Origin of the sequence: Aquamicrobium segne (assembly GCF_042656785.1) — a bacterium.
Taxonomy (GTDB): Bacteria; Pseudomonadota; Alphaproteobacteria; order Rhizobiales; family Rhizobiaceae; genus Mesorhizobium; species Mesorhizobium segne.
The window spans coordinates 1-23,449 of record NZ_JBHSLL010000006.1 but is presented as its reverse complement, the minus strand read 5'-3'; the positions used below and the strand labels follow the sequence as shown (position 1 = coordinate 23,449).

27 protein-coding genes and 4 pseudogenes are annotated in these 23,449 nt (G+C 57.3%); 15 read left to right on the top strand and 16 right to left on the bottom strand.

Annotated elements, in window-relative coordinates:
• Positions 1–5: 5 nt before the first annotated feature.
• From ACFPLB_RS01465 to ACFPLB_RS01435, 7 genes are all read right to left on the bottom strand, one after another.
• Positions 6–449 carry a DUF6691 family protein gene (locus tag ACFPLB_RS01465; RefSeq protein WP_354198341.1) on the bottom strand — a complete coding sequence of 148 codons (444 nt, stop codon included), beginning with the start codon at positions 447–449 and terminating at the stop codon, positions 6–8.
• Positions 449–877, bottom strand: a complete 429-nt coding sequence (locus tag ACFPLB_RS01460; RefSeq protein ID WP_378227475.1) for a YeeE/YedE family protein — start codon at positions 875–877, stop codon at positions 449–451. Before ACFPLB_RS01460 ends, ACFPLB_RS01465 begins: the two co-directional genes overlap by 1 nt.
• Complete coding sequence (locus tag ACFPLB_RS01455) at positions 874–1,095, bottom strand: YgaP family membrane protein (RefSeq protein WP_354198343.1); 222 nt, start codon at positions 1,093–1,095, stop codon at positions 874–876. The genes ACFPLB_RS01460 and ACFPLB_RS01455 overlap by 4 nt, the downstream gene beginning before the upstream one ends.
• A gap of 113 nt (positions 1,096–1,208) precedes the next feature.
• Positions 1,209–1,523 carry an ArsR/SmtB family transcription factor gene (locus tag ACFPLB_RS01450; protein ID WP_378227474.1) on the bottom strand — a complete coding sequence of 105 codons (315 nt, stop codon included), beginning with the start codon at positions 1,521–1,523 and terminating at the stop codon, positions 1,209–1,211.
• Entirely contained in the window at positions 1,523–2,407 is an 885-nt protein-coding gene (locus tag ACFPLB_RS01445) for an MBL fold metallo-hydrolase (RefSeq protein ID WP_378227473.1), read from the bottom strand. The genes ACFPLB_RS01450 and ACFPLB_RS01445 overlap by 1 nt, the downstream gene beginning before the upstream one ends.
• A 115-nt stretch (positions 2,408–2,522) precedes the next feature.
• On the bottom strand, positions 2,523–3,728 hold the full coding sequence (locus ACFPLB_RS01440; protein ID WP_378227484.1) for an MFS transporter: 1,206 nt from the start codon (positions 3,726–3,728) through the stop codon (positions 2,523–2,525).
• Positions 3,729–3,784: 56 nt separating this feature from the next.
• Positions 3,785–4,105, bottom strand: a complete 321-nt coding sequence (locus ACFPLB_RS01435) for an ArsR/SmtB family transcription factor (protein ID WP_378227471.1) — start codon at positions 4,103–4,105, stop codon at positions 3,785–3,787.
• 90 nt (positions 4,106–4,195) lie between these two features.
• Here ACFPLB_RS01435 and trxC point away from each other — a divergent pair, with 90 nt between their 5' ends.
• From trxC to ACFPLB_RS01370, 13 genes and pseudogenes are all read left to right on the top strand, one after another.
• A complete protein-coding gene (trxC, locus tag ACFPLB_RS01430; protein WP_378227470.1) occupies positions 4,196–4,660 on the top strand; it encodes a thioredoxin TrxC in 465 nt (154 codons plus the stop codon).
• 110 nt (positions 4,661–4,770) lie between these two features.
• Positions 4,771–5,909, top strand: a protein-coding gene (locus ACFPLB_RS01425; RefSeq protein WP_378227469.1) for an IS3 family transposase whose coding sequence is annotated in 2 segments (ribosomal slippage) — positions 4,771–5,035 and positions 5,035–5,909 — 1,140 coding nt in all. Because the reading frame shifts where the segments join, the coding sequence is not laid out codon by codon here.
• Positions 5,910–5,983: 74 nt separating this feature from the next.
• The gene (locus tag ACFPLB_RS01420; RefSeq protein WP_378227467.1) at positions 5,984–7,255 is read left to right on the top strand and encodes an NAD(P)/FAD-dependent oxidoreductase; all 1,272 of its coding nucleotides are present in this window, start codon (positions 5,984–5,986) and stop codon (positions 7,253–7,255) included.
• Between the two features lie 12 nt (positions 7,256–7,267).
• Positions 7,268–7,636 (top strand): DUF5368 family protein, encoded by a 369-nt coding sequence (locus tag ACFPLB_RS01415; RefSeq protein WP_133675110.1) that lies wholly within the window; start codon positions 7,268–7,270, stop codon positions 7,634–7,636.
• Between the two features lie 67 nt (positions 7,637–7,703).
• Positions 7,704–8,123: an MAPEG family protein gene (locus tag ACFPLB_RS01410; RefSeq protein WP_245514551.1), complete on the top strand. Its 420-nt coding sequence runs from the start codon at positions 7,704–7,706 to the stop codon at positions 8,121–8,123.
• Positions 8,124–8,603 (top strand): cytochrome b, encoded by a 480-nt coding sequence (locus ACFPLB_RS01405; protein WP_378227465.1) that lies wholly within the window; start codon positions 8,124–8,126, stop codon positions 8,601–8,603.
• 112 nt (positions 8,604–8,715) lie between these two features.
• On the top strand, positions 8,716–9,165 hold the full coding sequence (dsbG, locus tag ACFPLB_RS01400) for a thiol:disulfide interchange protein DsbG (protein WP_378227463.1): 450 nt from the start codon (positions 8,716–8,718) through the stop codon (positions 9,163–9,165).
• A gap of 143 nt (positions 9,166–9,308) precedes the next feature.
• Positions 9,309–10,913, top strand: a complete 1,605-nt coding sequence (locus ACFPLB_RS01395; RefSeq protein ID WP_378227462.1) for a Mu transposase C-terminal domain-containing protein — start codon at positions 9,309–9,311, stop codon at positions 10,911–10,913.
• A complete protein-coding gene (locus ACFPLB_RS01390; RefSeq protein ID WP_378227461.1) occupies positions 10,910–11,788 on the top strand; it encodes a TniB family NTP-binding protein in 879 nt (292 codons plus the stop codon). The genes ACFPLB_RS01395 and ACFPLB_RS01390 overlap by 4 nt, the downstream gene beginning before the upstream one ends.
• Before the next feature lie 285 nt (positions 11,789–12,073).
• Positions 12,074–12,451 (top strand): response regulator, encoded by a 378-nt coding sequence (locus ACFPLB_RS01385; protein ID WP_378227460.1) that lies wholly within the window; start codon positions 12,074–12,076, stop codon positions 12,449–12,451.
• A 175-nt stretch (positions 12,452–12,626) separates the two neighbouring features.
• On the top strand, positions 12,627–14,393 hold the full coding sequence (locus ACFPLB_RS01380; protein ID WP_378227459.1) for a putative bifunctional diguanylate cyclase/phosphodiesterase: 1,767 nt from the start codon (positions 12,627–12,629) through the stop codon (positions 14,391–14,393).
• A 274-nt stretch (positions 14,394–14,667) separates the two neighbouring features.
• Positions 14,668–15,138, top strand: a pseudogene (locus ACFPLB_RS01375) (integrase core domain-containing protein); the annotation flags it as partial.
• A 74-nt stretch (positions 15,139–15,212) separates the two neighbouring features.
• Positions 15,213–15,575 (top strand): hypothetical protein, encoded by a 363-nt coding sequence (locus ACFPLB_RS01370; protein WP_378227458.1) that lies wholly within the window; start codon positions 15,213–15,215, stop codon positions 15,573–15,575.
• A 42-nt stretch (positions 15,576–15,617) separates the two neighbouring features.
• Here the strand turns inward: ACFPLB_RS01370 and ACFPLB_RS01365 are convergent, their stop codons facing one another.
• The 4 genes and pseudogenes from ACFPLB_RS01365 to ACFPLB_RS01350 all read right to left on the bottom strand — a co-directional run.
• Positions 15,618–16,052, bottom strand: coding sequence for a TadE/TadG family type IV pilus assembly protein (locus ACFPLB_RS01365; RefSeq protein WP_378227457.1), 435 nt, complete (start codon positions 16,050–16,052; stop codon positions 15,618–15,620).
• On the bottom strand, positions 16,049–16,636 hold the full coding sequence (locus ACFPLB_RS01360) for a TadE/TadG family type IV pilus assembly protein (protein WP_378227456.1): 588 nt from the start codon (positions 16,634–16,636) through the stop codon (positions 16,049–16,051). The genes ACFPLB_RS01365 and ACFPLB_RS01360 overlap by 4 nt, the downstream gene beginning before the upstream one ends.
• On the bottom strand, positions 16,633–18,636 hold the full coding sequence (locus tag ACFPLB_RS01355; RefSeq protein ID WP_378227455.1) for a pilus assembly protein TadG-related protein: 2,004 nt from the start codon (positions 18,634–18,636) through the stop codon (positions 16,633–16,635). Before ACFPLB_RS01355 ends, ACFPLB_RS01360 begins: the two co-directional genes overlap by 4 nt.
• Positions 18,637–18,993: 357 nt before the next feature.
• Positions 18,994–19,277, bottom strand: a pseudogene (locus tag ACFPLB_RS01350) (IS3 family transposase); the annotation flags it as partial.
• A gap of 139 nt (positions 19,278–19,416) precedes the next feature.
• Between ACFPLB_RS01350 and ACFPLB_RS01345 the strand changes: the two are divergent.
• Positions 19,417–19,857 (top strand): annotated as a pseudogene (locus ACFPLB_RS01345) (integrase core domain-containing protein); the annotation flags it as partial.
• A gap of 557 nt (positions 19,858–20,414) precedes the next feature.
• On the opposite strand, the gene ACFPLB_RS01340 reads toward ACFPLB_RS01345, so the two are convergent.
• The 4 genes from ACFPLB_RS01340 to ACFPLB_RS01325 all read right to left on the bottom strand — a co-directional run bounded on the left by ACFPLB_RS01340 (position 20,415) and on the right by ACFPLB_RS01325 (position 23,005).
• Complete coding sequence (locus ACFPLB_RS01340; RefSeq protein ID WP_378227454.1) at positions 20,415–20,900, bottom strand: hypothetical protein; 486 nt, start codon at positions 20,898–20,900, stop codon at positions 20,415–20,417.
• Positions 20,901–20,973: 73 nt separating this feature from the next.
• Positions 20,974–21,360 (bottom strand): helix-turn-helix domain-containing protein, encoded by a 387-nt coding sequence (locus ACFPLB_RS01335; RefSeq protein ID WP_378227452.1) that lies wholly within the window; start codon positions 21,358–21,360, stop codon positions 20,974–20,976.
• Between the two features lie 106 nt (positions 21,361–21,466).
• On the bottom strand, positions 21,467–22,270 hold the full coding sequence (gene proX / locus ACFPLB_RS01330; RefSeq protein ID WP_378227451.1) for a glycine betaine/L-proline ABC transporter substrate-binding protein ProX: 804 nt from the start codon (positions 22,268–22,270) through the stop codon (positions 21,467–21,469).
• A 423-nt stretch (positions 22,271–22,693) separates the two neighbouring features.
• Positions 22,694–23,005, bottom strand: a complete 312-nt coding sequence (locus tag ACFPLB_RS01325) for a hypothetical protein (RefSeq protein WP_378227450.1) — start codon at positions 23,003–23,005, stop codon at positions 22,694–22,696.
• Positions 23,006–23,109: 104 nt separating this feature from the next.
• Here ACFPLB_RS01325 and ACFPLB_RS01320 point away from each other — a divergent pair.
• A pseudogene (locus ACFPLB_RS01320) lies at positions 23,110–23,307 on the top strand (integrase core domain-containing protein); the annotation flags it as partial.
• Here the strand turns inward: ACFPLB_RS01320 and ACFPLB_RS01315 are convergent.
• A partial coding sequence (locus ACFPLB_RS01315; RefSeq protein WP_378227449.1) for a hypothetical protein occupies positions 23,252–23,449 on the bottom strand: 198 nt, incomplete at its 5' end. The pseudogene ACFPLB_RS01320 and the gene ACFPLB_RS01315 sit on opposite strands and share 56 nt — an antisense overlap.

The window sequence follows — 23,449 nt, the reverse complement described above, 5'->3', positions numbered from 1 at the left end:
CATATTCAGGTTGCCTTCGCGGTCGCGCGCGCAGCCGCAGAATGTCGCGCAAGGCGCGCGACAGCGATGCCGCCGACCATAGAGCCGACGAACAGCCACGCATCACCATGGCCGAGGCCAAGCGCGGGAATGGCGCCGCCCGGGCAGAAGCCGGTGATGCCCCAGCCAATGCCGAATACGGCCGAGCCGGCAATGAGCGGGAAATCGAGATCCCGGCGCGTGGGCAGGTGGAACATGCGATCAAATACTGGCGCCTCGCGCCGGAGGACAAATGCATAGCCAATCGCAGTGACGATCAGCGCACCCCCCATGACAAAGGCGAGCGAGGGATCCCAGGTTCCAGCGAAGTCAAAGAAGTTCAGCACCTTAGCGGGATTAGCCATGCCCGAAAGCGCGATGCCGGACCCGAAGACCAGTCCGATAATGAGAGCGGAAAGAACGCGAACCATTACAAACCTCCGATGACGTGGCGGACGATAAAAACGGTGACGGCAGTCGATGCCATGAAAGTCAGCGTTGCAACGATCGAGCGGGGCGAAACACGCGCCATGCCGCAAACGCCATGCCCGGAGGTGCAGCCCGAACCGAAATAGACGCCGGCCCCAACAATCATCCCGCCGACAATCAGCCACGGCGCGGAGGTGGGGCTTTCAAAGGGAATGTTGTAACCGGTCATGACGACGATCAGCGCCGGCGCGCCGACGGCTCCGGCAAGGAATGCCGCCCGCCAGCCCCAATCGTTAGAGAAGGGCGGCACAAGGCCGGAAAGGATTCCGGTCATACCGGCAATACGGCCGTGAAACGCCATTAACAACACTGCGGCGAGGCCGATGAGGCTGCCGCCAAACAGCGACAGCCACGGGGTAAATTCTGTCATTGATCCTTGGTCCTTGATGTCGAGAGATTAAAGAGTGCATAGGCCGGACAGAAGCGAACGAGGCCGGTCACCGCGAGCACGAGCCCGACAATGACGAAGATCCAGGTCCACAGCGGGTTGGTGAACAGCGCCCAGCCGGTAACGAAAGGGGCGACCAGCAGGAGGACACCGATGATGAGGCGGGCGATGCGATCCGGGGTTCCGACATTGAGTTTCATGGCTGTTTTCTTTCGCTAGCAGAGGTTGAAAACGCCAGAATAGTCGGATTTCTGTATCTACGCAATAACGAAGATAATGGGCAAATGAATACCCCCGACAACGCGCTGCCCGCCTATTTGCAGAACAGCTGATGCATGGTGTGGATGAAACTTTCGATGCGCGGATCGGCCAGCCGGTAGAATACCTGCTTACCCTCCTTGCGTCCGACAATCAGGCCAGCCTCACGCAGTTCAGCGAGCTGTTGCGAAAGACCTGGCTGGCGGATACCGAGCCCATCCTCGAGTTCACGCACCGATCGTTCGCCCTCGACGAGAGCGCAGGCGACCAGCAGGCGATCGGGGTTGGCGAGCTTCTTGAGGAAGGCAGTGGCTTCACCGACTTTCCCCCTCAGCTCCCTTGCTTCATCCGTGATCAGCATCATTTCCATCAGTCGTCCCAGGCGGCGCCTTCGAGCAGGTTCATCGGAATCTTGAGGTAGCGCCTGCCGTTGTCCTCGGGTGCAGGCAGACGTCCCGCATTGGTGTTGATCTGGAGGGCGTGCAGGATCAGCTTGGGCATCGCAAGTGTCTTGTCACGCGCGTTGCGTGCGGCAACGAACTCTGCCTCGGTCTTATGAACCGACATGTGGATATTCCTAGCTTTCTGCTCGGCCACCGTCGACTCCCACAAAGGTTCGCGACCGCCCGGCTGATAGTCATGGCCGGTGAAAATCCGTGTCTCGTCCGGCAACGCGAGAATGTCCTGGATCGATTTCCACAATTGCTGCGCACTGCCGCCGGGGAAGTCGGCGCGGGCCGTGCCGCTGTCGGGCATGAACAGCGTGTCGTGAACGAAGGCCGCGTCTCCGATCACGTAGGTGATCGAAGCCAGCGTATGACCCGGCGAGAACATCACCTTCGCGTCGATATTGCCGACTTTGAAGGTCTCGCCATCAGCGAAAAGTTTGTCCCACTGCGAGCCATCGGCCGGGAAGTCGGGCCAATTGTAGAAATCCTTCCAGAGCGTCTGGACCTCGACGACCTTCTCGCCGATGGCCGTCGGCGCGCCGGTCTTGTCTTTAAGATAGGCGGCGGCGGAAAAGTGATCGGCGTGCGGGTGCGTGTCGAGGATCCATTCGACCTCGTAGCCCTTCTCGGCAATGAACTTGAGAATATTGTCGGCATGCGTCGTGGCGGTCGCCGCCGACTTCTCGTCATAGTCGAGCACCGGATCGACGATGGCGCATTTTTTCGTCTCCGGGTCGGCGACGACATATTGGATCGACCAGGTGCGCGGATCGAAGAAGCCAGTGACTTCAGGCTTGGTTGTCATGGGATTTTTCCTCTTGCTCATTTCTTGCGACCGCTGAGCGGCTGACACTCACATAATATCGCTTACATTTTTTCGCAAGCATTATTTTGTGATTGATAAGTTTTGCCTTGCGAGCCTATTCCGCCGGCGTCGCGGGCACGGTTCGGGCGCTCTGCCAAAGCAGCGGCACGAGGATCAGCGCGACGGCCGGAAAGATCATCCAATTGATCGTCTGCCAGCCGGACGCATGCAGCAGCGCGCCGGCGAAAAAGGACGCCGCGGCAACCGTGCCGAAGATCAGGAAGTCGTTGGCTCCCTGCGCCTTTCCGCGCTCGGCCTCAGTATGACAATCCGTGACCATGGCGGTCGCGCCGATGAAGCCGAAATTCCAGCCGACGCCCAGAAGGATCAGCGACACGTAGAAATGGACGAGCTGCAATCCGGCGAGAGCGAAGACGGCCGAAATCGCAATCAGCAGGAGCCCGAACGCCGTCACGCGCTCCTTGCCAAAGCGAGCCATCAGATGGCCGGTGACGAAGCTCGGCGCAAACATGGCGAGCACATGCCACTGGATGCCGAGCGCCGCGTGATCGACCGAATGACCATGGCCGACCATGGCGATGGGCGCTGCCGTCATCACGAACACCATCAATCCATAGGAGACGACGCCGGCGGCAACGGCCAACATGTAACGCGGCATCAGCAGGATCTGCATCAACGGTCGTCCGGTGTCCTCGCGGCCTTTCCCGGCTGCTGCTGCCGTTGGCGTACGCAGCATGAGCAGAACGGGAACCGCCATCAATGCGAGCGCGGCCTGGCTGAGAAAGCTGCCGACATAGGGTGTCCCGGGAACCGCATCGCGGGTCCAGATCACGAGTTGGGGACCGATGATCGCGGCGATCAGGCCGCCAATCATTACCCAGGAGATTGCTTTGGCCTTGAGTTCACCGGTCGCCGCATCGGTCGCCGCGAATCGGTAGCTCTGCACATAGGCGGCGTAGAAGCCGGCGATGAAAGTGCCGATGCAGAAGATTGCGAATGAAGTGGCAAAGATGCCCCATGCCGCCACGAGCCCCGCCGCCATGCCGAAACCCGTCCCGAGCAGATAGCCGTTACGCCGTCCGATCTGGCGCATGACAAAGGCTGCCGGCAGGGTGCCAACGGCAAGCCCGAGATTGAACAGGCTGACCGGCAGCGTCACCAGTGCCGGATCGGACGACAATTGCTGGCCGACGAGACCGCCCAAGGAAATGATGATAGGCGGGCTGGCGGCGCCTAACGCCTGCGCTGCGGTAAGCACATAGATATTGCGTCGGGCAAACGCTTGATTGTCCGGAGTCATGTTCATTCTCGCTTTGCCCTGGCGAAGAGCATCGCGAGGGGTTGAGGTCGTTAAGGTCAGGTGTCGGGTTCGCAGTAGTGAGCGTAGAGCACGCTCACGACCTCGCGGGCGATGTCGGATTCGATGCGATACCAGATCGTCTGACCATCGCGGCGGTTGGCGATGATGCCTTCACGGCGCAGCAGAGCGAGATGCTGCGAAACGGTGGAATCACGAATTCCCACAAACTCCGCGAGCTGGCCAACGGACTTCTCTCCGTCGATCAGGCGGCAAAGGATCAAGAGGCGGTGCTGGTTGGACAACGCCTTCATCAGTTCGCTCGCCTGATCGACGGCGGCGCGCATTTCATCGGGGTTGATAGCGACTTTACTATTCATTCTTGCGTATCTACGTTATTGCGTATATCTAGTCAATAGATTTCCTCCTCCATCAAGCCGGAGGCGGGCCGTCAACGGAGTATCGATCATATGCCTGATAACCGCCAGATCGTCTGTCCAGGATGCGGCGCGATCAATCGCGTGCCTGCGGACAAGCCCGCCGGTGCGGGCAAGTGCGGCAAATGCGGGAATGCGCTGTTCAGCGGCAAGCCGCTCGACGCTGATGCCCCGATGTTTACACGTCAGACCAGCCGCTCGGAGATTCCGGTTCTCGTTGATGTCTGGGCGCCCTGGTGTGGCCCCTGCCGCATGATGGCCCCGGCCTTCGAGGCGGCCGCCGCCATCCTCGAACCGGACATGCGCCTGATCAAGCTCAACTCCGAGGAGGAGCAAGAGGTTGCGGGTCGCCTCGGCATAAGAGGCATTCCGACCATGCTGCTTTACGTCGGCGGCCGCGAGATCGGACGCATTTCCGGAGCCATGAACACTCAACAGATCGTCGGTTGGGCCAGAGACCAGCTCTCACGGGCTCCCGCCGCGCACAAAGCATCGTAATTCCGAGGGAGAGAGAAATGGAAAGACAGAGCTGGTTCGGGAAATCTGGACAGCGGTGATAAGTGGAAATTCTGCCTGAGATCGGCATGATGCCGTGAACAGGAGAGACCATGACCAGACGACCGCGCAGGAACCACAGCCCGGCCTTTAAGGCGAAAGTTGCGCTTGCCGCGATCAAGGGCGAGAAGACGCTGGCCGAATTGGCCGAGCAGTATGACATCCACGCCAATCAGATCACGTCCTGGCGTACGCAGCTTCTGGAAGGGGCTGCCGAGGTCTTCGGCGGCGACAGCAAAGCCGAAGCGCCGGCACCGATCGATGTGAAGGAATTCCATGCGAAGATCGGAGAGTTGACGCTCACGAACGATTTTTTAGCCGGCGCGCTCATCAAGGCGGGATTGCTGAGCGCAAAACGATGATCGACCGTCAGCACCCTTTGCCCGTCAGGAAGCAGGCGGCGGCCCTCGGCATCAGCCGGGGGAGCGTCTATTATCTGCCGCGCCCCGTTCCCGCCGCTGATCTGGCGTTGATGCTGCGGATCGACAAATTGCATCTGGATTACCCGTTCGCGGGCAGCCGGATGATGCGCGACTTTCTCGTTCGCGAGGGCTTCGTTGTCGGCCGACTTCACGTCGCGACACTGATGAAGCGCATGAGGATCGCGGCGATCTACCGGCGCCCGAACACCTCGAAGCCGGCGCCCGGCCACAAGATTTACCCGTACTTGTTGCGCAAGCTGCCGATCACGCGGCCCAACCAGGTCTGGGCGATCGACATCACGTACATCCCCATGGCGCGCGGCTTCGTCTATCTCGCGGCCGTGGTCGACTGGTTCAGTCGCAAGGTGCTGGCCTGGCGGCTCTCGATCACCATGGACACCGCCTTCTGCATCGAGACTGTCGAGGCGGCACTGGCGAAACACGGCAAGCCCGACATCTTCAACTCGGATCAGGGAAGCCAATTTACCAGCATGGCCTTCACTGACGTGCTGAAGAAGCACGAAATTGCCATCAGCATGGACGGCAAAGGTGCCTGGCGGGACAACGTGTTCGTCGAACGGCTCTGGCGGACTATCAAATACGAGGAGGTCTACCTGCGAGCATATGCCAGCGTGCCGGAGGCGAGGGCTTCGCTCGCACGATACATCGACCACTTCTACAACGCCCGCCGACCTCATTCGAGCCTTGACCGGCAAACACCGGACGAGGCTTACTTCAATGCGCTGTCATCAATCCCGATGGCGGCTTAACTAGGCAGGAACCCACTTAGCGATAGCTCCGAAACTGTTCAAACAAACCGAGCCACCTCTGACGGCAATTTCTGGTGGGAGCCGCAGCTCTTGCCTCAGTTGGTTTAGGCACGGAAGCCGCACAGGCCCAGACGTCCGATTCCAGAGCCCGCGTCGTCATAGCGGGCGCAGGTGCGGCCGGGCTGGCGCTTGCCTCACGTTTGCGCCGCTCCATGCCAAACGCGACTATCACAATCATCGACGCCAAGAAGGAACATCATTTCCAGCCGGGCTTCACCTTGGTCGGCGCCGGCATCTGGTCCCCGGCCCAAGTGACGGAGCAAAATGTGGACTACATTCCGCGCGGCGTCGAATGGGTCGAAGCCGCCGTTGCCGAGTTCGATCCCGACGCAAATGGCGTGGTGACCACCACCGGCCAGCGGATCGATTATGATTTTCTGTTGGTCGCAACCGGACTTAACCTCAATTACGAAGCGATCGAGGGCATGGACGTGTCGCTGATCGGCCGTGACGGCATCGCCTCGATCTATGCGGGACCCGAGCAGGCCAATGCGTCAGCGACCGCAATCGACCGCTTCATCGAGGCGGGCGGTGTCGGCCTCTTCGGACGCCCGGCAGGCGAGATGAAATGCGCCGGCGCGCCGCTCAAGATCACCTTCATCACCGACGACAAGGCACGAAGCCGGGGTCGCCGCGGTGCGGTTGAGCTCGTTTATAATGCACACAATCCCGCTGTTTTTTCCGTTGCGCCGGTCAATGACAAGGTTACGGAAATGTTCGCCGGCCGCGATATCGCCGTCAACTACAGCCATGTGCTGAAGGCGATCGATCCGGGCGCGAAGCAAGCGACCTACGCCACTGAAAGCGGCGATATCACGCTCGACTACGACTTCATCCACGTTGTCCCGCCCATGCGCGCGCCGAATGCGGTGCTGGCAAGCCCCCTGCCCTGGCAGGACGGCGCGCTCGCCGCCGATGGCTGGATCGAGGCCGATAAGGCGACATTGCGCCATCCGCGATATCCGAACGTCTTCGCTGTCGGCGACATCGCCGGCGTTCCGCGCGGCAAGACAGCCGCCAGCGTCAAGTGGCAGGTGCCCGTGGTCGTCGACAACCTCGTCGCCGAGACTGCGGGGCGTAGCCCGCAGGCGGTCTACAATGGCTACACCTCCTGCCCGATGGTCACCGGCATCGGGAAAGCGATGCTGATCGAGTTCGACTATGACGGCAATCTGATCCCCTCCTTCCCGTTCATCGATCCGCTGAAGGAATTGTGGGTGTCCTGGCTGATCGAGGAAAAGGGCCTGCTCGGGGCCTATCGCGCCATGCTGCGCGGGCGCGCATAGGGAGAAAGCATCATGAGCGATTTCGATTTGACGACGATCTATTTCATCCTCTCCGAGAGCATGGGCGGCTGGCTCTGGGGGTTCGTCGCCCTCGCCCTCCTGCTTCTCGCCGCGATCGTGGCCGGCATCATGACGCTTCGGAAGAACGACACGCCGGCCCGGCGCCCACTGGTTGCCGCGCTTGTGGCGGGCCTGGTGACCACGATTATCTTCACCTTCCTCGTTCCAATCTGGACCCTGGCCGGAGCCGGCGCTCTCGCCGCACCCATCGACGTCCTGTTTGCGGTTCTCTTTGCCCTTGTGCCAGGCGGTGTGGTTGGATCGGCCGTGTTCGTCATCATGGCTTTCGCTTCCAATCGCCGTGTGGCGGCAATCGCCTGATCAAGGACGAGTAAGCATTTCCGATAGCCCGCCTGGCGAGCCATCGTCGGTCGAAAACAAATCATTTATGTTCAGCAAAGGTATTCTGATGGTCTTCCCACAGGTGACGGCGTTCTATGCCGCTCTGCTTGGTCTGGTTTTCACAGGCCTGTCGTTCTGGGTGGTCAAGGCCCGCGCGCACCACAAGGTTGCAATGGGAGATGGCGGGCAATTCTCGCTGATCCTGCGCATCCGGAGCCATGCTAACTTTGCGGAATACGTGCCCTTGGGGCTGATCCTGATCGCATTCAATGAAATGGGCGGCCTGGATTCCTGGGGGATTCACGCACTCGGCGCAATCCTTGTGCTCGCGCGCATCGCTCACCCGATCGGCATGGCCGCGTCTGAGGGTTCGCCGCTGCAAAAACCATTTCGCGGCTTCGGCGTCCTTGGCACCTGGGGCGTGATCCTGATTTCTTCCCTGCTTGTGCTCGCCGGACTGCTCTAAATGACCAAGACGATGCGCCATTCAACTACGCAAATTGCGCTCCACTGGACCGTGTCAGTTCTGGTCGTCGGCCAATATCTGTTCAACGAGCCGATTGCTCAGGCCTGGAACGCTGCCGCAGATGGCTTGCCGGTTTCGTTCAACCCGCTGATTCTGGCGCATGTCGCCGGCGGCGTGCTGATTCTGGCACTAGTCGCTTGGCGACTCGTCCTGAAATCGCAAAGGGCCGCGCCTCCGCCGCCGGACAACGAACCCGCCCTGCTACGGATGGCGGCGCAGGTGGCGCATTGGAGCCTCTATGGTCTGCTCGCCGCCATGTCGATGTCCGGGATGGCGGCCTGGTTCGGTGGTGTCGAGGCGGCCGCGACCGCTCACGGTGTGTTGAAGGTCCCGCTGATCGCCTTGATAGCCCTTCATCTGCTTGCGGTCATTTTCCATCATCTGATCCTGAAAAACCCGATACTGAAACGGATGGTCTGACATCAAGGCACCGCGCGCGAGTGAGGAAGTTCCGGCCTTAAGCCTGCCTTAAGGATCGAGAGCGATCGATCGGCCGACCATGAACTCCACGTACCAGGCTGAACCAAAAAGCATGAAGAAGCTCCTGCTCACCGCGGTCCTTGCCTCCGCGCTTTCCGCGTGTAGCGATAGCAATGAGCCCGGGGGCAGTCCTGCGAGCAACACCGACGCGCCAGTGCTCGATACCCTGAAAGCCCAGGGGCTCACCATCCTCGGTCCGCTCGATGTGCCCGGCGGTCTCGATGCATTCGCTGCCAGCGCCGGTACGCAGGCGCTTGCCGTCTACGTCATGCCTGACTCCGGCTATGCTCTGATCGGGACGTTGATCGACGAATCGGGCAATCCGGTTGCTGACGAAGAGCTGCGTCGCATCGTCAGTGAGCCGCTGGAACAGGATGCGTGGGACTCGCTGGAGGCCGCCGGCTGGGTCGGTGATGGCAGGCCCGATGCCGAGCGTATCATCTATGTCTTCACTGACGCCAATTGTCCGTTCTGCAATCAGCTATTGTCAATTTACGTTTGAAGCTGGGACTCACGCATTGAGTGTTTTCAACGGTTTGCGTGAGACTGAAGTGTAACGCCTTATGCTTCAAATGAGACTCTGGCGGGCATTTGTTACACTCAAATTGAGATTGATCGACCGGTCGATCGACCGTAGTGTCGGGTATGATCTCATCCTCGGATAACCCCGATCAAGATGACAACCCGGAAGAGTTCCTTCGATATCTGCTTCGCCGTACAGGCGGGCAAGTAACCGCTGAGGTTGTTGCGGCTGCGCGCGAAAGGTTTGGCATCCCGCGATCGACGCTGTTCCGGCTGGCTGCGCGGTTCAGAAAGACGCAACGCACATCAAGTCTGCGACCAAGGAAACGTGGTACTCACGAAGGCGCTGTCAGGCTCGACCCGAGAACCGAGCGCATCATTGCCGAGCAGGTTGATGGCTTCTGGCTTAAAAAGGAGAAGCCAAGCCTTGCTGCGCTGTTGCGACGTATACGGGAAGTCTGCCTCACCGAAGGTTTGTCCCCTCCTCACCGCAGCACCGTCCAGCGGAGGGTATCGGAACTTATTCCAATGTCAGCGGCCCGCAAGCGCGGGGAGCGCGAGATCGAGGCCGCCTCCACGCCAAGCCCCGGTCGGTTCGCTGTCGCCAAACCCAATGCCCTTTGGCAGATCGATCACACCATCGTTGACGTCATCGTTGTCGACGAACAGTTTCGTCGGCCCATCGGTCGACCAGTTCTGACGATTGCCATTGACGTCTGCACGAGAATGGTCGCGGGCTTCCATCTATCACTGGAGGCGCCCTCGAGCACGTCTGTTGGCCTCTGCCTCCTGCACGCGGTATACGACAAGACTGCCTGGTTGGATGAGCGCGAAATTGACATCCCTTGGCCTGTCGCTGGATTGCCCGAGGTTCTTCATTGCGACAATGGCGCGGATTTCCGGTCACGGGCATTGTCCGATGCCTGCAAAGAGTACGGCATAAAGCTCCAGTTCAGGCCGCCGGCAACACCGCGCTTTGGGGGGCATATCGAGCGGCTGATCGGCACAATGATGGGGGCAGTGCATCTGCTGCCCGGCACAACGTTCAGCAATGTGAAGATCCGAGGCGGCTACGATTCCGAGGGCCGTGCCAACCTTACACTGCGAGAGTTGGAGAAATGGATCGCCCTGGAAATCACAGGCAAATACCATCAGCGCATCCACTCATCACTGTTGCGCCCTCCCCTGGCCGTCTGGCGTGAGCAGCAAGGTGAAGTCGACTTCAACCTGCCATCTGATCGAATGGCATTCTGGACCAGCTTCCTTCCTGGCGATCGGCGCCGTTTGCTGAAGGACGGCATTCATCTGGAGAAGATCCGGTACTGGTCCGACGCCCTGTCGCGCGACGTCGGACGCGGTGCCGAACTCGAGATCAAATATGACCCGCGCGACCTATCCCGAATATTCGTTCGTCAATCCGATGGCCGGTTTATCGAAGCACGGTACCGCAACCTCGCATTCCCGCCTGTGTCCTGGTGGGAGTGGAAGCATGCCAAAAAGACACTTAGAGACCAGGGACGGATTGAGTTGCAAGAAGACGTTATCTTTGCAGCCATCGCGCAGCAAAGGGAGATCGAGGATATCGCCGCATCCTCAAGCGCAAGAGCGCGCCGTAATATTAAGCGCAGACCTATTGAATCGGGACACGAGGAACACAGTCCCGTTACGGCAATAGATATGACAAAACCAATCCATTCAGACGACGACACGGAATTCTGGGATCAATGATTGAACTCCCGCATCTGGCACCCGGCGCTGCCGCACTGGCAAATGGACAGAACCATGCAAGGATACGCGCCATTCGATCCGATCGTTGGGTTGGCTTTGATCGCGCTCGCCGGGTGTTACGCCATCTTGATGCGTTGTGCGACCATCCGCCAACAACACGTCCACCCGGTCTCGCAATCTATGGTCATAGCGGGATGGGCAAGACAATGCTCGTGGAAAAGTTCAAGCGCGATCATCCACCGACGATCAACCCCAGCACCGGCGTGGAGAGCATGCCGGTGCTAGCGATTACGTTGACATCACGTCCGACAGAGCGCCGGATCTACGGGCAGTTGCTCATGGCCATGGGAGCCAGCATCAACGAACGTCTGACCCTCATGGAACTCGAGATCCGAACCGTCCTCTTGCTGAAAAGCAACAATGTGCGTGTTCTGGTGTTTGACGAGGTGCATAACCTCCTCGCCGGCACGCCGAGGGAACAGCGGGTGATCCTCCAGCTTCTGCGATATCTGAGCAACGAGATCAAAGCGTCGCTTGTCTGCCTTGGCGTATCGGAAGCGCGTGATGCGATTGCCGGCGACACACAACTGGCCCGACGTCTGGATCAGTTTGTGCTGCCCAGATGGAAGGCAGATGAGGAGTTCCAGGAACTTGTAACGGCGATCCTGCGCAGCCTGCCGCTCAGGCTGCCATCCTCTTTGTCAAGCCAAAGCCTACGGCACCTTTCTCGCCTCGGTGACGGCATCACAGCTCGCGTATTCGGGATACTCAACGAACTCGCAATCGAGGCGATCCAGAATGGTATCGAGCGCATCACCGACGACAGCATTGAATCCTGGAGGCCAGCCTTGGAGAAGGAAGCAGCCTTCGCATAGCCGCCCAGACCCTTACACTCCAATTGAGACTCACTCGTCCTGAGTCTCAATTGCAGTGCAACATTATTGCCAAAAACGCCCGAGTCCAAGATTGAAATGTAAATCGACACCTAATGAGATCAGGATCTCAGAACACCAAGCACAGAAACATATGGGACCCTCAAGGGAAAATCTTAGACAGACGGAACAAATTTCGAGTAGCAACGTTAAATGACAAAATAACAGCTTCAACACGACACGCATGCTGCCTAAATCTTTATATGAAGGAAGGATGGATACGAGGTCATGTCAGCCACTTCTACAATAAAGCCAATCGTTCTTATCGTAGAGGACGAATTTCTAATTCGTATGTCTATTGTCCATTTTTTTGAAGATGCTGGCTTTGACACGCTTGAAGCACTTAGTGCCGATAACGCAAAGCTAATACTAAATAAAGGTATTCCTATTTCGATTATCTTCACAGATATTGATATGCCTGGCTCAATAAATGGACTTCAACTGGCATGGATCGTTTCTGAAAACTACCCTTATATTCGCGTGGTTGTGGGTTCAGGTCGCTCGAGGCCAGCCGAAAGTGACTTGCCAAATGGAGCGATCTTCTTTCCCAAGCCATACGACTTTACGGCCCTGAAGCCAGCTATATTACACAACAATCCTATCTAGCGCCTGCCGGCGAGTGCGACAATATGGCCAATCAGATCGGCAGCTGAACATATCGTTCCACGAAACTGATTTCACTCAATTTTAGAAGCTTGGGCTTAGTCTGATCCCGTGACAAAATAAATGCGACCGTACCACTGCTTTGTGGGGGTACAGTGCTAGTGCGGTAGGAAAATCAGTGCTCCAGGAAGCTTCTTGGCCGGTAGGCATTGGCAGTTCAAGCTCGGTTGCGCCCGACGCAGAGTTCACTCGCTATGCCCTGGATGCGGCAGCTATCGTCGCAATAACTGACGTTCAGGGGACGATAACGTATGTAAACGACAAATTTTGCGAGATTTCCGGTTACGCGCGCGACGAGCTTGTCGGAAGCAATCACCGCATCATTTGCTCAGGTGTCCATAATAAAATATTTTTCCGGGATATGTACCGCCATATCTCTAACGGGCAGTTGTGGCGCGGTGAGATTTGCAACCACCGGAAGGATGGGACTGCTTATTGGGTTGATACGACCATTGTTCCTCACCTGAATGAGAACGGCAAGCCGGATAGTTATATCTCGATCCGCTTCGACATTACCGCACGTCATGAGGCAGAGGAGCACCTGCGCCGGATCGTCAACACTGATCCTTTGACGGGCATAGCCAATCGCCGCGGGTTCCAGGATTATCTGCGGGCAGAGCTTGAACAGAATGATGCTGTTCAATCCGTCCATCTGGCCCTGATTGATGTTGACGCGTTCAAAGAGATCAATGATACATTCGGCCACGATGCGGGCGACAGCCTTCTCACCATTCTCGCTGTCCGCCTCTCTGCCTTCGAGGCAGAGAGAGTGTTTATTGCTCGCTTGGGCGGGGATGAGTTCGGAATCGTCATAACCGGCGAAACAGATGCAGCCATCGAAATGCTGTTGAATGAGGTCTTAAGCAATATCAAAGCGCCCATTCACCTTGGGAACATGAAGCATAGATATTCGGCCAGTATCGGCGTAGCGTCATTCCCCGACCACGCTAGGACCGCAGAAGGTCTGTTCAAGGCGGCTGATCTGGCGCTTTATCATTCAAAAGCCTCTGGCCGTGACCAACAGAACTTTTTTACGCCAAATCTACAACGAATAGCAGAGCACAAAAGTCAACTGCTTCAGGCGGTCGAAAAAGGCCTCGATGACAGCCAATTTTGTTTATATTATCAGCCACTCATGCCCACTGACCCTGCAATGCCCATCTCCCTGGAAGGTCTGCTGCGGTGGCGGCATCCTGAGCGCGGGCTGCTCATACCCGGCGCATTTCTGATGGAGATAAACGATCCAGGGCTTGAATCAGAGATTGGCATGTTCGTCGTAGAAACCGCTTTCAAGGACATGGCTTACATGCTTAAGCGAGGTGTACCCGTTGGTCGTATCGCGATCAATGCCACCAACGCAGACTTTCGGTCCGACCATTTTGTGGACCGATTCCTCAATTTATGTGCCCGGACGGGAATCCAGGCAAACCGATTCTGTATCGAAGTTGTCGAGCAAGTGTTCCTTGGAAGCGATTTTCAGAACTTTCGTAGGCGTTTGGCACGCCTGCAAGACGCCGGTGTGGAGATTGCGCTCGACGATTTTGGCACAGGCTTCGCCTCGCTTTCACATCTACGACGCGTACCAATAGATCGTATTAAGATCGACCGCAGCTTTGTTGCCCGACTGCCAGGGAACTCCGGAGATCTAACTATTGTCAAAGGCATCATTAGTATCGCTCATGCGCTAGGCAAGACGATCACCGCCGAAGGCGTCGAAACCTTTGACCAGGCGGCGCTACTCCAGGAACTCGGATGTGATACTCTTCAAGGCTGGTATTTCGCCAAGGCCTGCAACCGAGAGCGACTTCCTCATTTATTTAGGCATCTACCTTCCATGCCGAACTCGAAGGACGACCGCAGGAAACTTGCACTCCCAAGCGCCTGACCGGAAAAAAGTGACATGTCTCTCCAGTTCTTTGCTCACACAAATCTATCTTCGTGTCCACAAATCTGACATCATATCACTCAATGCATGTGATCTGCGGTTTCTTTTATCTTGCAGTTCGTGTTTTGAAATGGGCGTGTGGTGGATCCCATTTGAGACACGGGGCGCGGAGAGCACGAAGGTACGGGCGGGCCGGCGACAGACAGTGGGCCGAGAGCCCAAGCACGTTACATAGCCGCCCTATTCGATTTTTCTATATGCGTTGCAAGTGCGGCTCCTGGTCGAGGCAAGACCGAATGTGCGCTGCCCACTGGACTTTCCTGCACGACCAGTTCGCCTGCGGACGGCGCTTTCGAGTGCTGGACTTCGTCGATGACGTGACGCATGAGTGCTTGGCTGAGATACTGGGCACATCGAACTCTGATCGTCGGGTAACACGTGAACTGACCGATCTGATAAGCCGTCGCCGTGAGCCGAACAATATCGTTTCCGATCACGGCACCGAATTCACCTCGAACGCCATCCTCGCTTTAGCGAAGGATCACCGCATCGAGTGGCATTACATCGCGCCGGACAAGCCGATGCAGAACGTCTATATCGAACCCTTCTACAGCCGGATGCGAAGCCAACTGCTGAAAGGGAATTCGTTCATCAGGATCGACATGCATGTAGCGGCATCGCCGAATGGAGGGAGGATTTCAACACCGCAAGGCCTCAATCTTCGCTTAGACATCAGACCTCGGCGCCTTCGCCGAGGCGCTCACTGCAGCCGAACATCCGGCCGCCCAACCCGCGCGTTATGGCCTAACAGAAACGGCCGTGGCTGAGCTTTTGAAGCGTTTAATTTGGTGTATTATGGGCACTGAGCAAAAACGGAAGCTACGGCGGCTTCGCTCGTTCAAGGGCGGCAAAGTCGTTTTGGAGTCCAGAGCCTTCGCGGCCGTGGAGTGCACGATCAAAGATATCAATTCCAGAGGTGCCAAAATCCACTTCTCCGAGGTGACACTGGTAGATAAGCGGCTTGAACTGATCATCCTTCCTGAAAATCATCGAGTCAGCGCCACTTGCAGGTGGCAGAACGGCCGCGAGGCCGGGTTGATGTTCGACACCCCGGTCGCTTGGCTTGTAAAGCACGACCAGCCCGAGGGAGATCAAAAAATTAGTCGGACAAACACGGAATAAGAACCAGAGACTTAGATCGACCGAGGTGACAAGGGTGTCCAGTCAAACTCTCGTCACAGGGTAACACGAACTTCCAATCATGATTATCTCGTCCGGGAAAATAAGCTCGATAGGCGACGAGAACCTGTAGGAGACGGTCACGATGGCGAACCCCCTCACTCCAGCGCATTCACCGTTTTCGTCAATCACAATCGATCCTGGATCGAGCAAGACCCCAAATCCACGCGCTGCCGCTGTTCCGTATGACACAGCCGCCGCAGTGTCGTAAGTTCCGTCAGGCGCACATTCGGGACGGGCAACGCCGATACAGCGAGCGACGGAGGTCGCCACGTCCTTCACAGCTTGGCTCGTCCAGTAAGCGCGCCCAGCTTCCACACTTCCGAGCAGAAGCAGAAACATGGGAAGGGCGAGGATTGCGAACTCGACGGCACTGGAGCCGTCGCAGCATTTGAGAAAACGCGAGACCGTCTGTTTCATGGAACGTTGACCGTGGAGCTGACCGAGACGGTTCCATTTTGAGACATCATCCCGAAGCCGCCGAATAGCGGATTGTAACCGTGCGATGCGGCGACCTGCACGTAGCGTCCGGCGTATCCACCTGTTCCGCAAGGCTTCCCGCATTCGACAGCGCTTCCAAAGGATATGGAATCGCCCTCTCCCTGCGGGCAAAAGCAATGGGTTGCGGAAGAAGTACTGCCAGATGTCAAAAATTTCCCGTTCGAGTATTCTACCGTTAGGCCGCCATTTATTGTAACGCGGACGACGACACTGGCCAGAAGCCTGTTTCCTGCGACCATCGCTGTCTGGCGCGCGACTTCCTCAGGAGCCGTCGCCACGCGGTCTGCGTTGACAAGCAGGAAGTTCGACCCTGCAGTCACTGCGGCACTGACATCTGAGCGAGAGAGAAGCAGCCCTCCGACGTCGACCATTCCCGCTATGATGACTATGAATACCGGGGCGATTAGCGCGAACTCGACAGCTGAAGTTCCTTTCTTGCATGATTGTATACGAACAAGGAGATGCATCATCCGGCCACCCAGGAGAGACAGGAAGCAGTTCATCTCGCTATCCTAACGATTACGCCATTTCCAGCATTGCCTTTCGCATCGTTCATGACGCAGTTCGAGGCTCCGGTGGTTCCACCGCTAAGGGTCACCTTGCTAGCTATTGCCTGAAAACAGCTTCCAGACCCACCTCCGACGCCGGCTCCACCGCTCATTTCCAGAGGTCCGTTAGGGAAATAGAAAGCCCCCGAGATTCGAGCGCTGGATGCACCCGCTGTGAACAGTGCGCCGTACCTGACGCTTGCAAGTTGTGGTCCGATAACAGCAACGCCAGCAGTTGGACCACTATCCGGAGCGGTCAAGGTAACGTTCCTGTATCCCGCGGTGGCGCAGAACACTGTTTCGCCACAGGAGCCCAAAGGCTTGATTGCCTTGCCCGACAAGACAAGGGTCACATCCTGAGCCGAAAGGCTAATGTCCTGTCCGAAACAGTTTACGTTACCACCACCGTTAGCTCCGAGAGCGAACCGGCCGTTCACGGTCCACATGCCTGCACCTAGATGCACGCCACCACCAAACGTCATGTGGCCGTCCACATCGTGCTGCGTCGCGGAGCCAAGCCATATGCAGGTGCCTCCGGCAGTAACCACATCTCCTTTGATCCTAAAGCCGTTGTCTCTTGATACGTCCCCCGTCCTGAGTCTCGCGCTTCCGTTTACCGAAATCGACGTCGAGTTCGTGACGGGGTTCCCCATATGATAGTAGTTGCCGCCACCAGCGCCGAGCTCTGTCACGGTGCTGCCCTCGACGCGGATCCCGTAGCCGAAGTCGAAGGAGGACGGACCTGCGAAAACGAGGCTTCCGCTTCCCTGCACGCATACACTGTGCTTATTGCCGCCGCAGTTGAAGCCGCCATTGGTATAATAGCCGCTGCCGATGATGTATTCTCCCGCGCCAAAAGTTGCGGACGCCGACCCGTGGATGCGCAAGCCGTCACGGATAACCCACCTGCCGCCGTTGAATATGAAGGTTCCCGACGACCCAGTTTCCATTCTGCCGTTAACGAAATAGCGCCGTTTCACGGGATCATCGGCATCGATGTCCAGCGTGACCCCGCCTGCAACAGTGATGCTCCCAAACCTGATCTCATTGCTGACGGGAACGTCAGAGCAGTCTACGGTCCAACGTGGTTGAACCCATGTCGCGTTACATCCGGGCGGCATAGCACTCCGGACTCTGGCTACATCGCTCTGGTTCCAACCGCCGACAAAATTCACGTCCTGACCGCCAGGCTCGTTGTGCGGAGGCTTGACGGGCCATTGCATGGAGTTCACAGAACTTATACGGTTCCATGCCTCAGCAATCCCTGCATGCCCAGCAAGAGGATCGGTCACGGTCTGTTGCGCGACGATTTCCTTGACGTTATTGTCCCATATGCAGTGGTCAAAGGCCGATCCATAAGTGACCTTCTTCGCTACGATCCCAGTTCCGCATGGAGCCTTGATCGACGCGTTGGACGCGATATCGCATTCAGGAGCATTCAGCCTTGTGCCGCCGGAAAGCGTAATACCCGACTGCGTGGGGTCAAGGGCTATGATGCAGGCCCCACCATCTTCTTCGCCGCTGCGGACAAGCGCGGTCGCCCCGGCGCTAACCGAGATCCTCATGACGTCGCTTATGATGGACGACAGGAGGGCTGGCTGCACCCCTGCTATATCAACCCTCACGGCAAGGCTGTCGGGATCGAGTGGAGAAGAGACAAGATGGACGGTCGCGTTCAAGGGGTCGCCTCCGTTGATGACGACAACCCCGAGCGCGGCAGCCCTCATACGGGCTTCGGACTCCTGCTGCGCATACGCCACGGCTCCCGCATAGGCCGCAAGGTCGGAAATGCGCTGGTTTTCGGCGCGCAGGGCCACAGCAGAGCCGTACTCGACGGCCAGTCCCGCACACCCGAGGATGACCGGCATAGTTAGGGCCGAGAGGATGAGCATGTTACCCGACGCTTCGCGCACGAAGTGCTTTAAGGTATGCTTAATAAAATTTCCTCTTTTCATAGTAATATTCTCAAATTGCTCCTGCTTATCTGGAGATAATTTCAGGGAATTCCAAATATTCCCTTTAAACCCAGACCATCATATAAGCTTTGGTAAACAAACCATTGTATTTCTTTATTAACAATCTGTTGCCGCCTTCAGTGGGTGCTTTCCTTCCGATGATAATTGTTACTTTTCGCTATCCATGTGAGGCAGTCGATGCCCAATGACGCGCGTACTCGATGCTTCTCTCCCGAGCTCATTCGGTTCTCGTTTTGTGCGTAGGTCGACAGGTCGGACCTCTAAGAGTTTGAACCAAAACAGCCGGCGTGTTTCAATGGTTTGCGAACCAGAGGCGGATCAGATGAACAATCTCTTAACCCAGAGCCTGCTTGGCACAGGAACCTTGAACTGTCAGTTCACGGTCCAGCAGACTCTGTGCTGTCTTGTCCGGGAACGTCGCGCGGATCGCGCTTTCCCCGAATGATCCCTTGCATGCTCAACGTCCTCATGAGCCGAGCGACGGTGCAGCGGGCAACATCCAAACCTTCCTGCTTCAATTGCCGCCAGACCTTTCGAACGCTATAGGCGCGAGCGCTCTGATCGAAGACACGAAGTATCTCGATCTTCAGATGGATGATGTCGCTGTGGGCGCGGATCGACCGACGAGCCACGTCCAGCCGCTGATCTGACCCCCAGAAACTGGACCGTTCAGAATTGGAGTTTTCCGCTGTAATTTCCTAGCTGGGAGAGGAGCGGAAGACGATGACGGCATCGAAATTTTCGGACACATAGAAGGCGTTCGCCCACGATCCACTGGCGATGGACAAGAAGATCCGTGTGCTGATGGTTGTCGATACGTTCTCTCGCTGTGTATCGGTGCTTGACCCGCGGTTCAGCTATCATGCTGAAGACATGGTCAGGACGCTGGAAATCGTCTGCCTCAGGAATGGCTATTCAAGGACAACCCGCGTTAATCAGGGTTCCGAGTTCATCTCTCGCGACCTTGAACTTCGGGCCTACACCAAGGGCATCACGCTCGACTTCAGCCGGCCGGGAAAGTCCACCGACAACGCATATACCGAAGCCTTCAACAGCCGCTTCCGGGCTGAATGCCTTAACGCGCACTGGTTCCTGACGCTTGCGGACGCGACCGAAAAGATGGAAGATTGGCGTAGATACACCAACGAGGCGCACCGAAATGGCGCGGCAGGCCATAAGGCGCCGATCTCCTTGATCTAACCCGATGGTGCCACAGATGACCGAAATCATCACCTGCTCCACCCGCTTAAGACGATCTTCCTGGTCAGCATCATGACGGTGTTGACCGTAGCCTTCATTATCTCGGCGGTGTCCGGCGTAAAGTGCGGCATCCGCATCTTATCGAACACTGTCAGCCTCGCACGATCGGGCTACATCTGCGAGCCGGCCAACGCGTCGTGCCCCGAGTGACGCTTCGCAGGCGCAGCTGGGCAGAGGCTTTCTGGAGGATAGATCGTCAGGGGGCAGACAAATGTAGTTCCCGAAAGCCCACCAGGTCGAGTTTGTAACGAATATGAAAAGCAGGCTATCAAGTGCTTCCCCTTATCTACTTGAGAAAGCAGGTCTTCGCGCCAAGAATGCACACAGAAGTGTGCCTTGGCACCTATTGCCCATCACCTCAGGGCTGTCACCATGACTGTGCGCCAGTATGCGCTGAAAACGGCTGCCTAACTCGAGCGGGACCGGGCGCAAAGGTGTATCTCCTTCTTCATACCGCATTCCCACAGCACCTATTAGTAGCTTGATACTGGGCCATCTCAGCGCCTAGCAAGAACGTAAATCAGAGCATGACCGTTTTCAATCCGGACGGCCAGTACGTCACGCATGAGCACTCTATGAGATTCGATCGCGCGATACAGTATGGCATTGCCCTCAAGCTCGTGGCGTAGCTTTTCAATTTCGGCACGGTAAGTCTCGAGGCTGTCGGAAAGGCGCTTTGGGAAACTGGTGTCGGGGCCGGCTATGTCTGTCAGAAAGGCAATGTCGATAATGTCGAGGTTCGACGTTTTGCGCACAGTGCTTGCGGCGTCGTCGCTCGCCTCAATGGCTCGAATGATGTCTCCCATCTTGTGGCGAGCGTCGATTTGGCCATCCGTCACTTCGGCACCGATGATCGTGTCAACGGTTTCCTGGGACCACACGCCCGGTGTCTGGCTGTGCGCCGCTCCACCCAAAGCTGCCAACTGTTCAAGGAACAAGACCGCAAAGGGAGCAATGCGCCACACGCTCGACCTGGAGTTCATTCTCTCGCTGCCTTCTCGTGCAGACTGTCTATCTGATGGAAATTGACAGCCTGTTATCAGAGCGTAGGTTATTTCATGCTGGTGCGAACCCATCCCTAGAGTAGAGCCCTTCGAAGCCGGAGATGAGCTGCTGCACGCGCTTGTTCAGAACGGCGATGCTCTCGGATGTGTGGTGGAGTTCCTGCAGCAGCTTCGTTGACTCACGATCATTGTGTTCCTGTGGTGCGTTTCCTATACCAGAAAATAACCAGGTCGGGCTGACACCCAGGAGCCCGGCCATCATGGCCAGTCGATTGCCCCGTGGCTCGGAGCGGTCACATTCCCAGGCGTTCCAGCTTGAAGTAAGGACCCCAAGGCGCCGCGCCGCCTGAGCGGCAGACAGCCCCGTGAATTCACGCGCAAGCGATATGCGCCCGCCCAGAGTGTCGGCGGAAGGATCGGTTAAATGATGATGGGTCATGATTTCTCCTGTTGGAAAATAAGACTATCCACTGACCGGCTTTTCAGTCGGCCACCCTCTTACGTGCTAACGGCGGCGAGCGCCGCCGTCAGCAATAGCGTCGCAGTCAGTTGGCGGCGGCCTTTGCTTTCTCTACCCATCCGCTGACGAGGTCTCCATGCGCTGCGATCCACTCGCTTGCATGGCGCTTGACGTCTTCGTCACTGCCTTCACCATCGTTCATCTTGGCGTTCTGGGCGAAGATGTCCTCGATCGGGATCGATACTTCCTCGAGCAGCGCCTTCACTGCTGGATTGTCCTTCAGAAAAGCCGAATTGGCGACGGGACGGATATCGTTGGCCGGGAAACCAAGCTTGCAGGGATCCTCGACACAGCCTGGGACACCCGGAAGCGTGGCGGCATCCTCAAGGCTCTTCTGCCCCTTGGGCAGGTCCACCTTAGGAACCTCGATCCACATCACGTCCTTGCCGGGCTTCAGCGTGTTGACGGTCCAGTTGGGCGTCCAGGTGTAGAACAGGATCGGCGTGCCCTGCTGGTAGGCCGCGACCGCGTCGGCCATTGAGGCGGAATAGCTGGCCTTGATCGGGTTCACGTCGTCGCGAAGCCCATAGGCGTCGAGGTGATGCTCGATGGTGATCTCGCAACCCCAGCCCGGAGGACATGCCACCAGGTCCGCCTTACCATCGCCGTCCCGGTCGAACGCCTTCCTAACATCTTCGCGCTTGAAATCGTCCAGCGTCTTGATGTTGTATTTTTCGACAGACGCCTTGTCGACGAGATAGCCTTCAAGCGCGCCACCCTTGGCGACATAGCCCACGAGCTCGGCGCCTTGCGAATAGGTGCTTTCATAGGAATTGTGCAGCGGGAACCAGCCATTGACCCACAGGTCGAGGTCGCCCTGTGGGGCCAATGACAATCGCCTGCCTGATTGAGAATACTGTCCGAGCAGCGGCAACACGTGTCCGCACGTAATTTCAATGTTCAAGAACTGATTGGGCTACGCGACGGTGGCAATTTTTGGCATCACGACTGCGCGCAAGCGAGGCAAGACGGCACTTGACGTGGGGAACGCGTTGATTTCTCGCTGACCTATGATGGCATCGGTTGCCAGCAGCTTCAACATGCCCGCATTGGGTCGGCCGACCGTCTGCTTTCTACATTTCCCTGCTGAGACCAGTCAGTCCGGTATCGGCCCGTTTTCCGCCGGAAATTGATTTCCCCGCGGTCGGCAACGCCGCTGCCTTCGGACTTCGGCAGTGGGGTGGGAAGCAGACTGGCAGCTTATGGGTGGCGGAGTTGGGAAGACGGCCTTGAGCGTTCCCACACCTGTTCGCTACTCACCCGCGACCAAGTGCTCCACGTCAAACCCTAAGAAGCGAATTCCTCGAATGGAGCGATTGTTGAACGGAGGACGTTTGGCGTCTCCCCAGCCCAGCAGTTCCATCACACACGCCTCGCCGAAGCCATTGAGTTTATAGGTTCCAAATATGCAATCATAGGCACGCTCGATCGCTTCGCCGGAACCTGCCAGAAGATAGCGAACGGTTCGCACAACATCCTCGCGCGTATTTTTCTTCTGGAAGTCGATGCGCAGCCGTTCAAGTCCTGACAGGTCCTGCCCGATATCTTTGGAGACAAAACGCAAGCGTTCGAGAAAGGCATGGCATCCCGTGAGATACCTGAACAGATCGTCAAAATTGAGCTGGTCCAGCTCGTGCGGATCACAGAGGTAGGTCCTGATGTTCGCGACTGCCCGGCGACCTGGAGGCCCAGATCGGCGCCTTCGTCGAACACTACAATCACAGGCGCTATCATGAGAGCCTCGACAACGTGACCCCGGCAGACGCCTACTTCGGCAGGGCCGCAGCCATCATAAAACAGCGCGAAAGGATCAAACGACAAACCATCCAGCATCGGCGCTTGCAGCACCGCAAGCTCGCCGCATAACATCAACCCAAAGACGAGGCCGATACTCCGCTAATCCAAGACCCAAACTGCGCCAAATGATCTGACGACGGACAAATGAAGTCGGTGGCACGTGCTCGAACGGTGCAGTTCGACGAACAGAAGATAATTGGCTCCAGCCAGC

What these genes read in the sequence shown, in the direction of transcription:
- ACFPLB_RS01465 (WP_354198341.1), bottom strand. Translation starts at nt 449, where the DNA reads ATGGTTCGCGTTCTTTCCGCTCTCATTATCGGACTGGTCTTCGGGTCC.
- ACFPLB_RS01460 (WP_378227475.1), bottom strand. Translation starts at nt 877, where the DNA reads ATGACAGAATTTACCCCGTGGCTGTCGCTGTTTGGCGGCAGCCTCATC.
- ACFPLB_RS01455 (WP_354198343.1), bottom strand. Translation starts at nt 1,095, where the DNA reads ATGAAACTCAATGTCGGAACCCCGGATCGCATCGCCCGCCTCATCATC.
- ACFPLB_RS01450 (WP_378227474.1), bottom strand. Translation starts at nt 1,523, where the DNA reads ATGGAAATGATGCTGATCACGGATGAAGCAAGGGAGCTGAGGGGGAAA.
- ACFPLB_RS01445 (WP_378227473.1), bottom strand. Translation starts at nt 2,407, where the DNA reads ATGACAACCAAGCCTGAAGTCACTGGCTTCTTCGATCCGCGCACCTGG.
- ACFPLB_RS01440 (WP_378227484.1), bottom strand. Translation starts at nt 3,728, where the DNA reads ATGACTCCGGACAATCAAGCGTTTGCCCGACGCAATATCTATGTGCTT.
- ACFPLB_RS01435 (WP_378227471.1), bottom strand. Translation starts at nt 4,105, where the DNA reads ATGAATAGTAAAGTCGCTATCAACCCCGATGAAATGCGCGCCGCCGTC.
- trxC (WP_378227470.1), top strand. Translation starts at nt 4,196, where the DNA reads ATGCCTGATAACCGCCAGATCGTCTGTCCAGGATGCGGCGCGATCAAT.
- ACFPLB_RS01415 (WP_133675110.1), top strand. Translation starts at nt 7,268, where the DNA reads ATGAGCGATTTCGATTTGACGACGATCTATTTCATCCTCTCCGAGAGC.
- ACFPLB_RS01410 (WP_245514551.1), top strand. Translation starts at nt 7,704, where the DNA reads ATGTTCAGCAAAGGTATTCTGATGGTCTTCCCACAGGTGACGGCGTTC.
- ACFPLB_RS01405 (WP_378227465.1), top strand. Translation starts at nt 8,124, where the DNA reads ATGACCAAGACGATGCGCCATTCAACTACGCAAATTGCGCTCCACTGG.
- dsbG (WP_378227463.1), top strand. Translation starts at nt 8,716, where the DNA reads ATGAAGAAGCTCCTGCTCACCGCGGTCCTTGCCTCCGCGCTTTCCGCG.
- ACFPLB_RS01395 (WP_378227462.1), top strand. Translation starts at nt 9,309, where the DNA reads ATGATCTCATCCTCGGATAACCCCGATCAAGATGACAACCCGGAAGAG.
- ACFPLB_RS01390 (WP_378227461.1), top strand. Translation starts at nt 10,910, where the DNA reads ATGATTGAACTCCCGCATCTGGCACCCGGCGCTGCCGCACTGGCAAAT.
- ACFPLB_RS01385 (WP_378227460.1), top strand. Translation starts at nt 12,074, where the DNA reads ATGTCAGCCACTTCTACAATAAAGCCAATCGTTCTTATCGTAGAGGAC.
- ACFPLB_RS01365 (WP_378227457.1), bottom strand. Translation starts at nt 16,052, where the DNA reads ATGAAACAGACGGTCTCGCGTTTTCTCAAATGCTGCGACGGCTCCAGT.
- ACFPLB_RS01360 (WP_378227456.1), bottom strand. Translation starts at nt 16,636, where the DNA reads ATGAACTGCTTCCTGTCTCTCCTGGGTGGCCGGATGATGCATCTCCTT.
- ACFPLB_RS01355 (WP_378227455.1), bottom strand. Translation starts at nt 18,636, where the DNA reads ATGAAAAGAGGAAATTTTATTAAGCATACCTTAAAGCACTTCGTGCGC.
- ACFPLB_RS01340 (WP_378227454.1), bottom strand. Translation starts at nt 20,900, where the DNA reads ATGAACTCCAGGTCGAGCGTGTGGCGCATTGCTCCCTTTGCGGTCTTG.
- ACFPLB_RS01335 (WP_378227452.1), bottom strand. Translation starts at nt 21,360, where the DNA reads ATGACCCATCATCATTTAACCGATCCTTCCGCCGACACTCTGGGCGGG.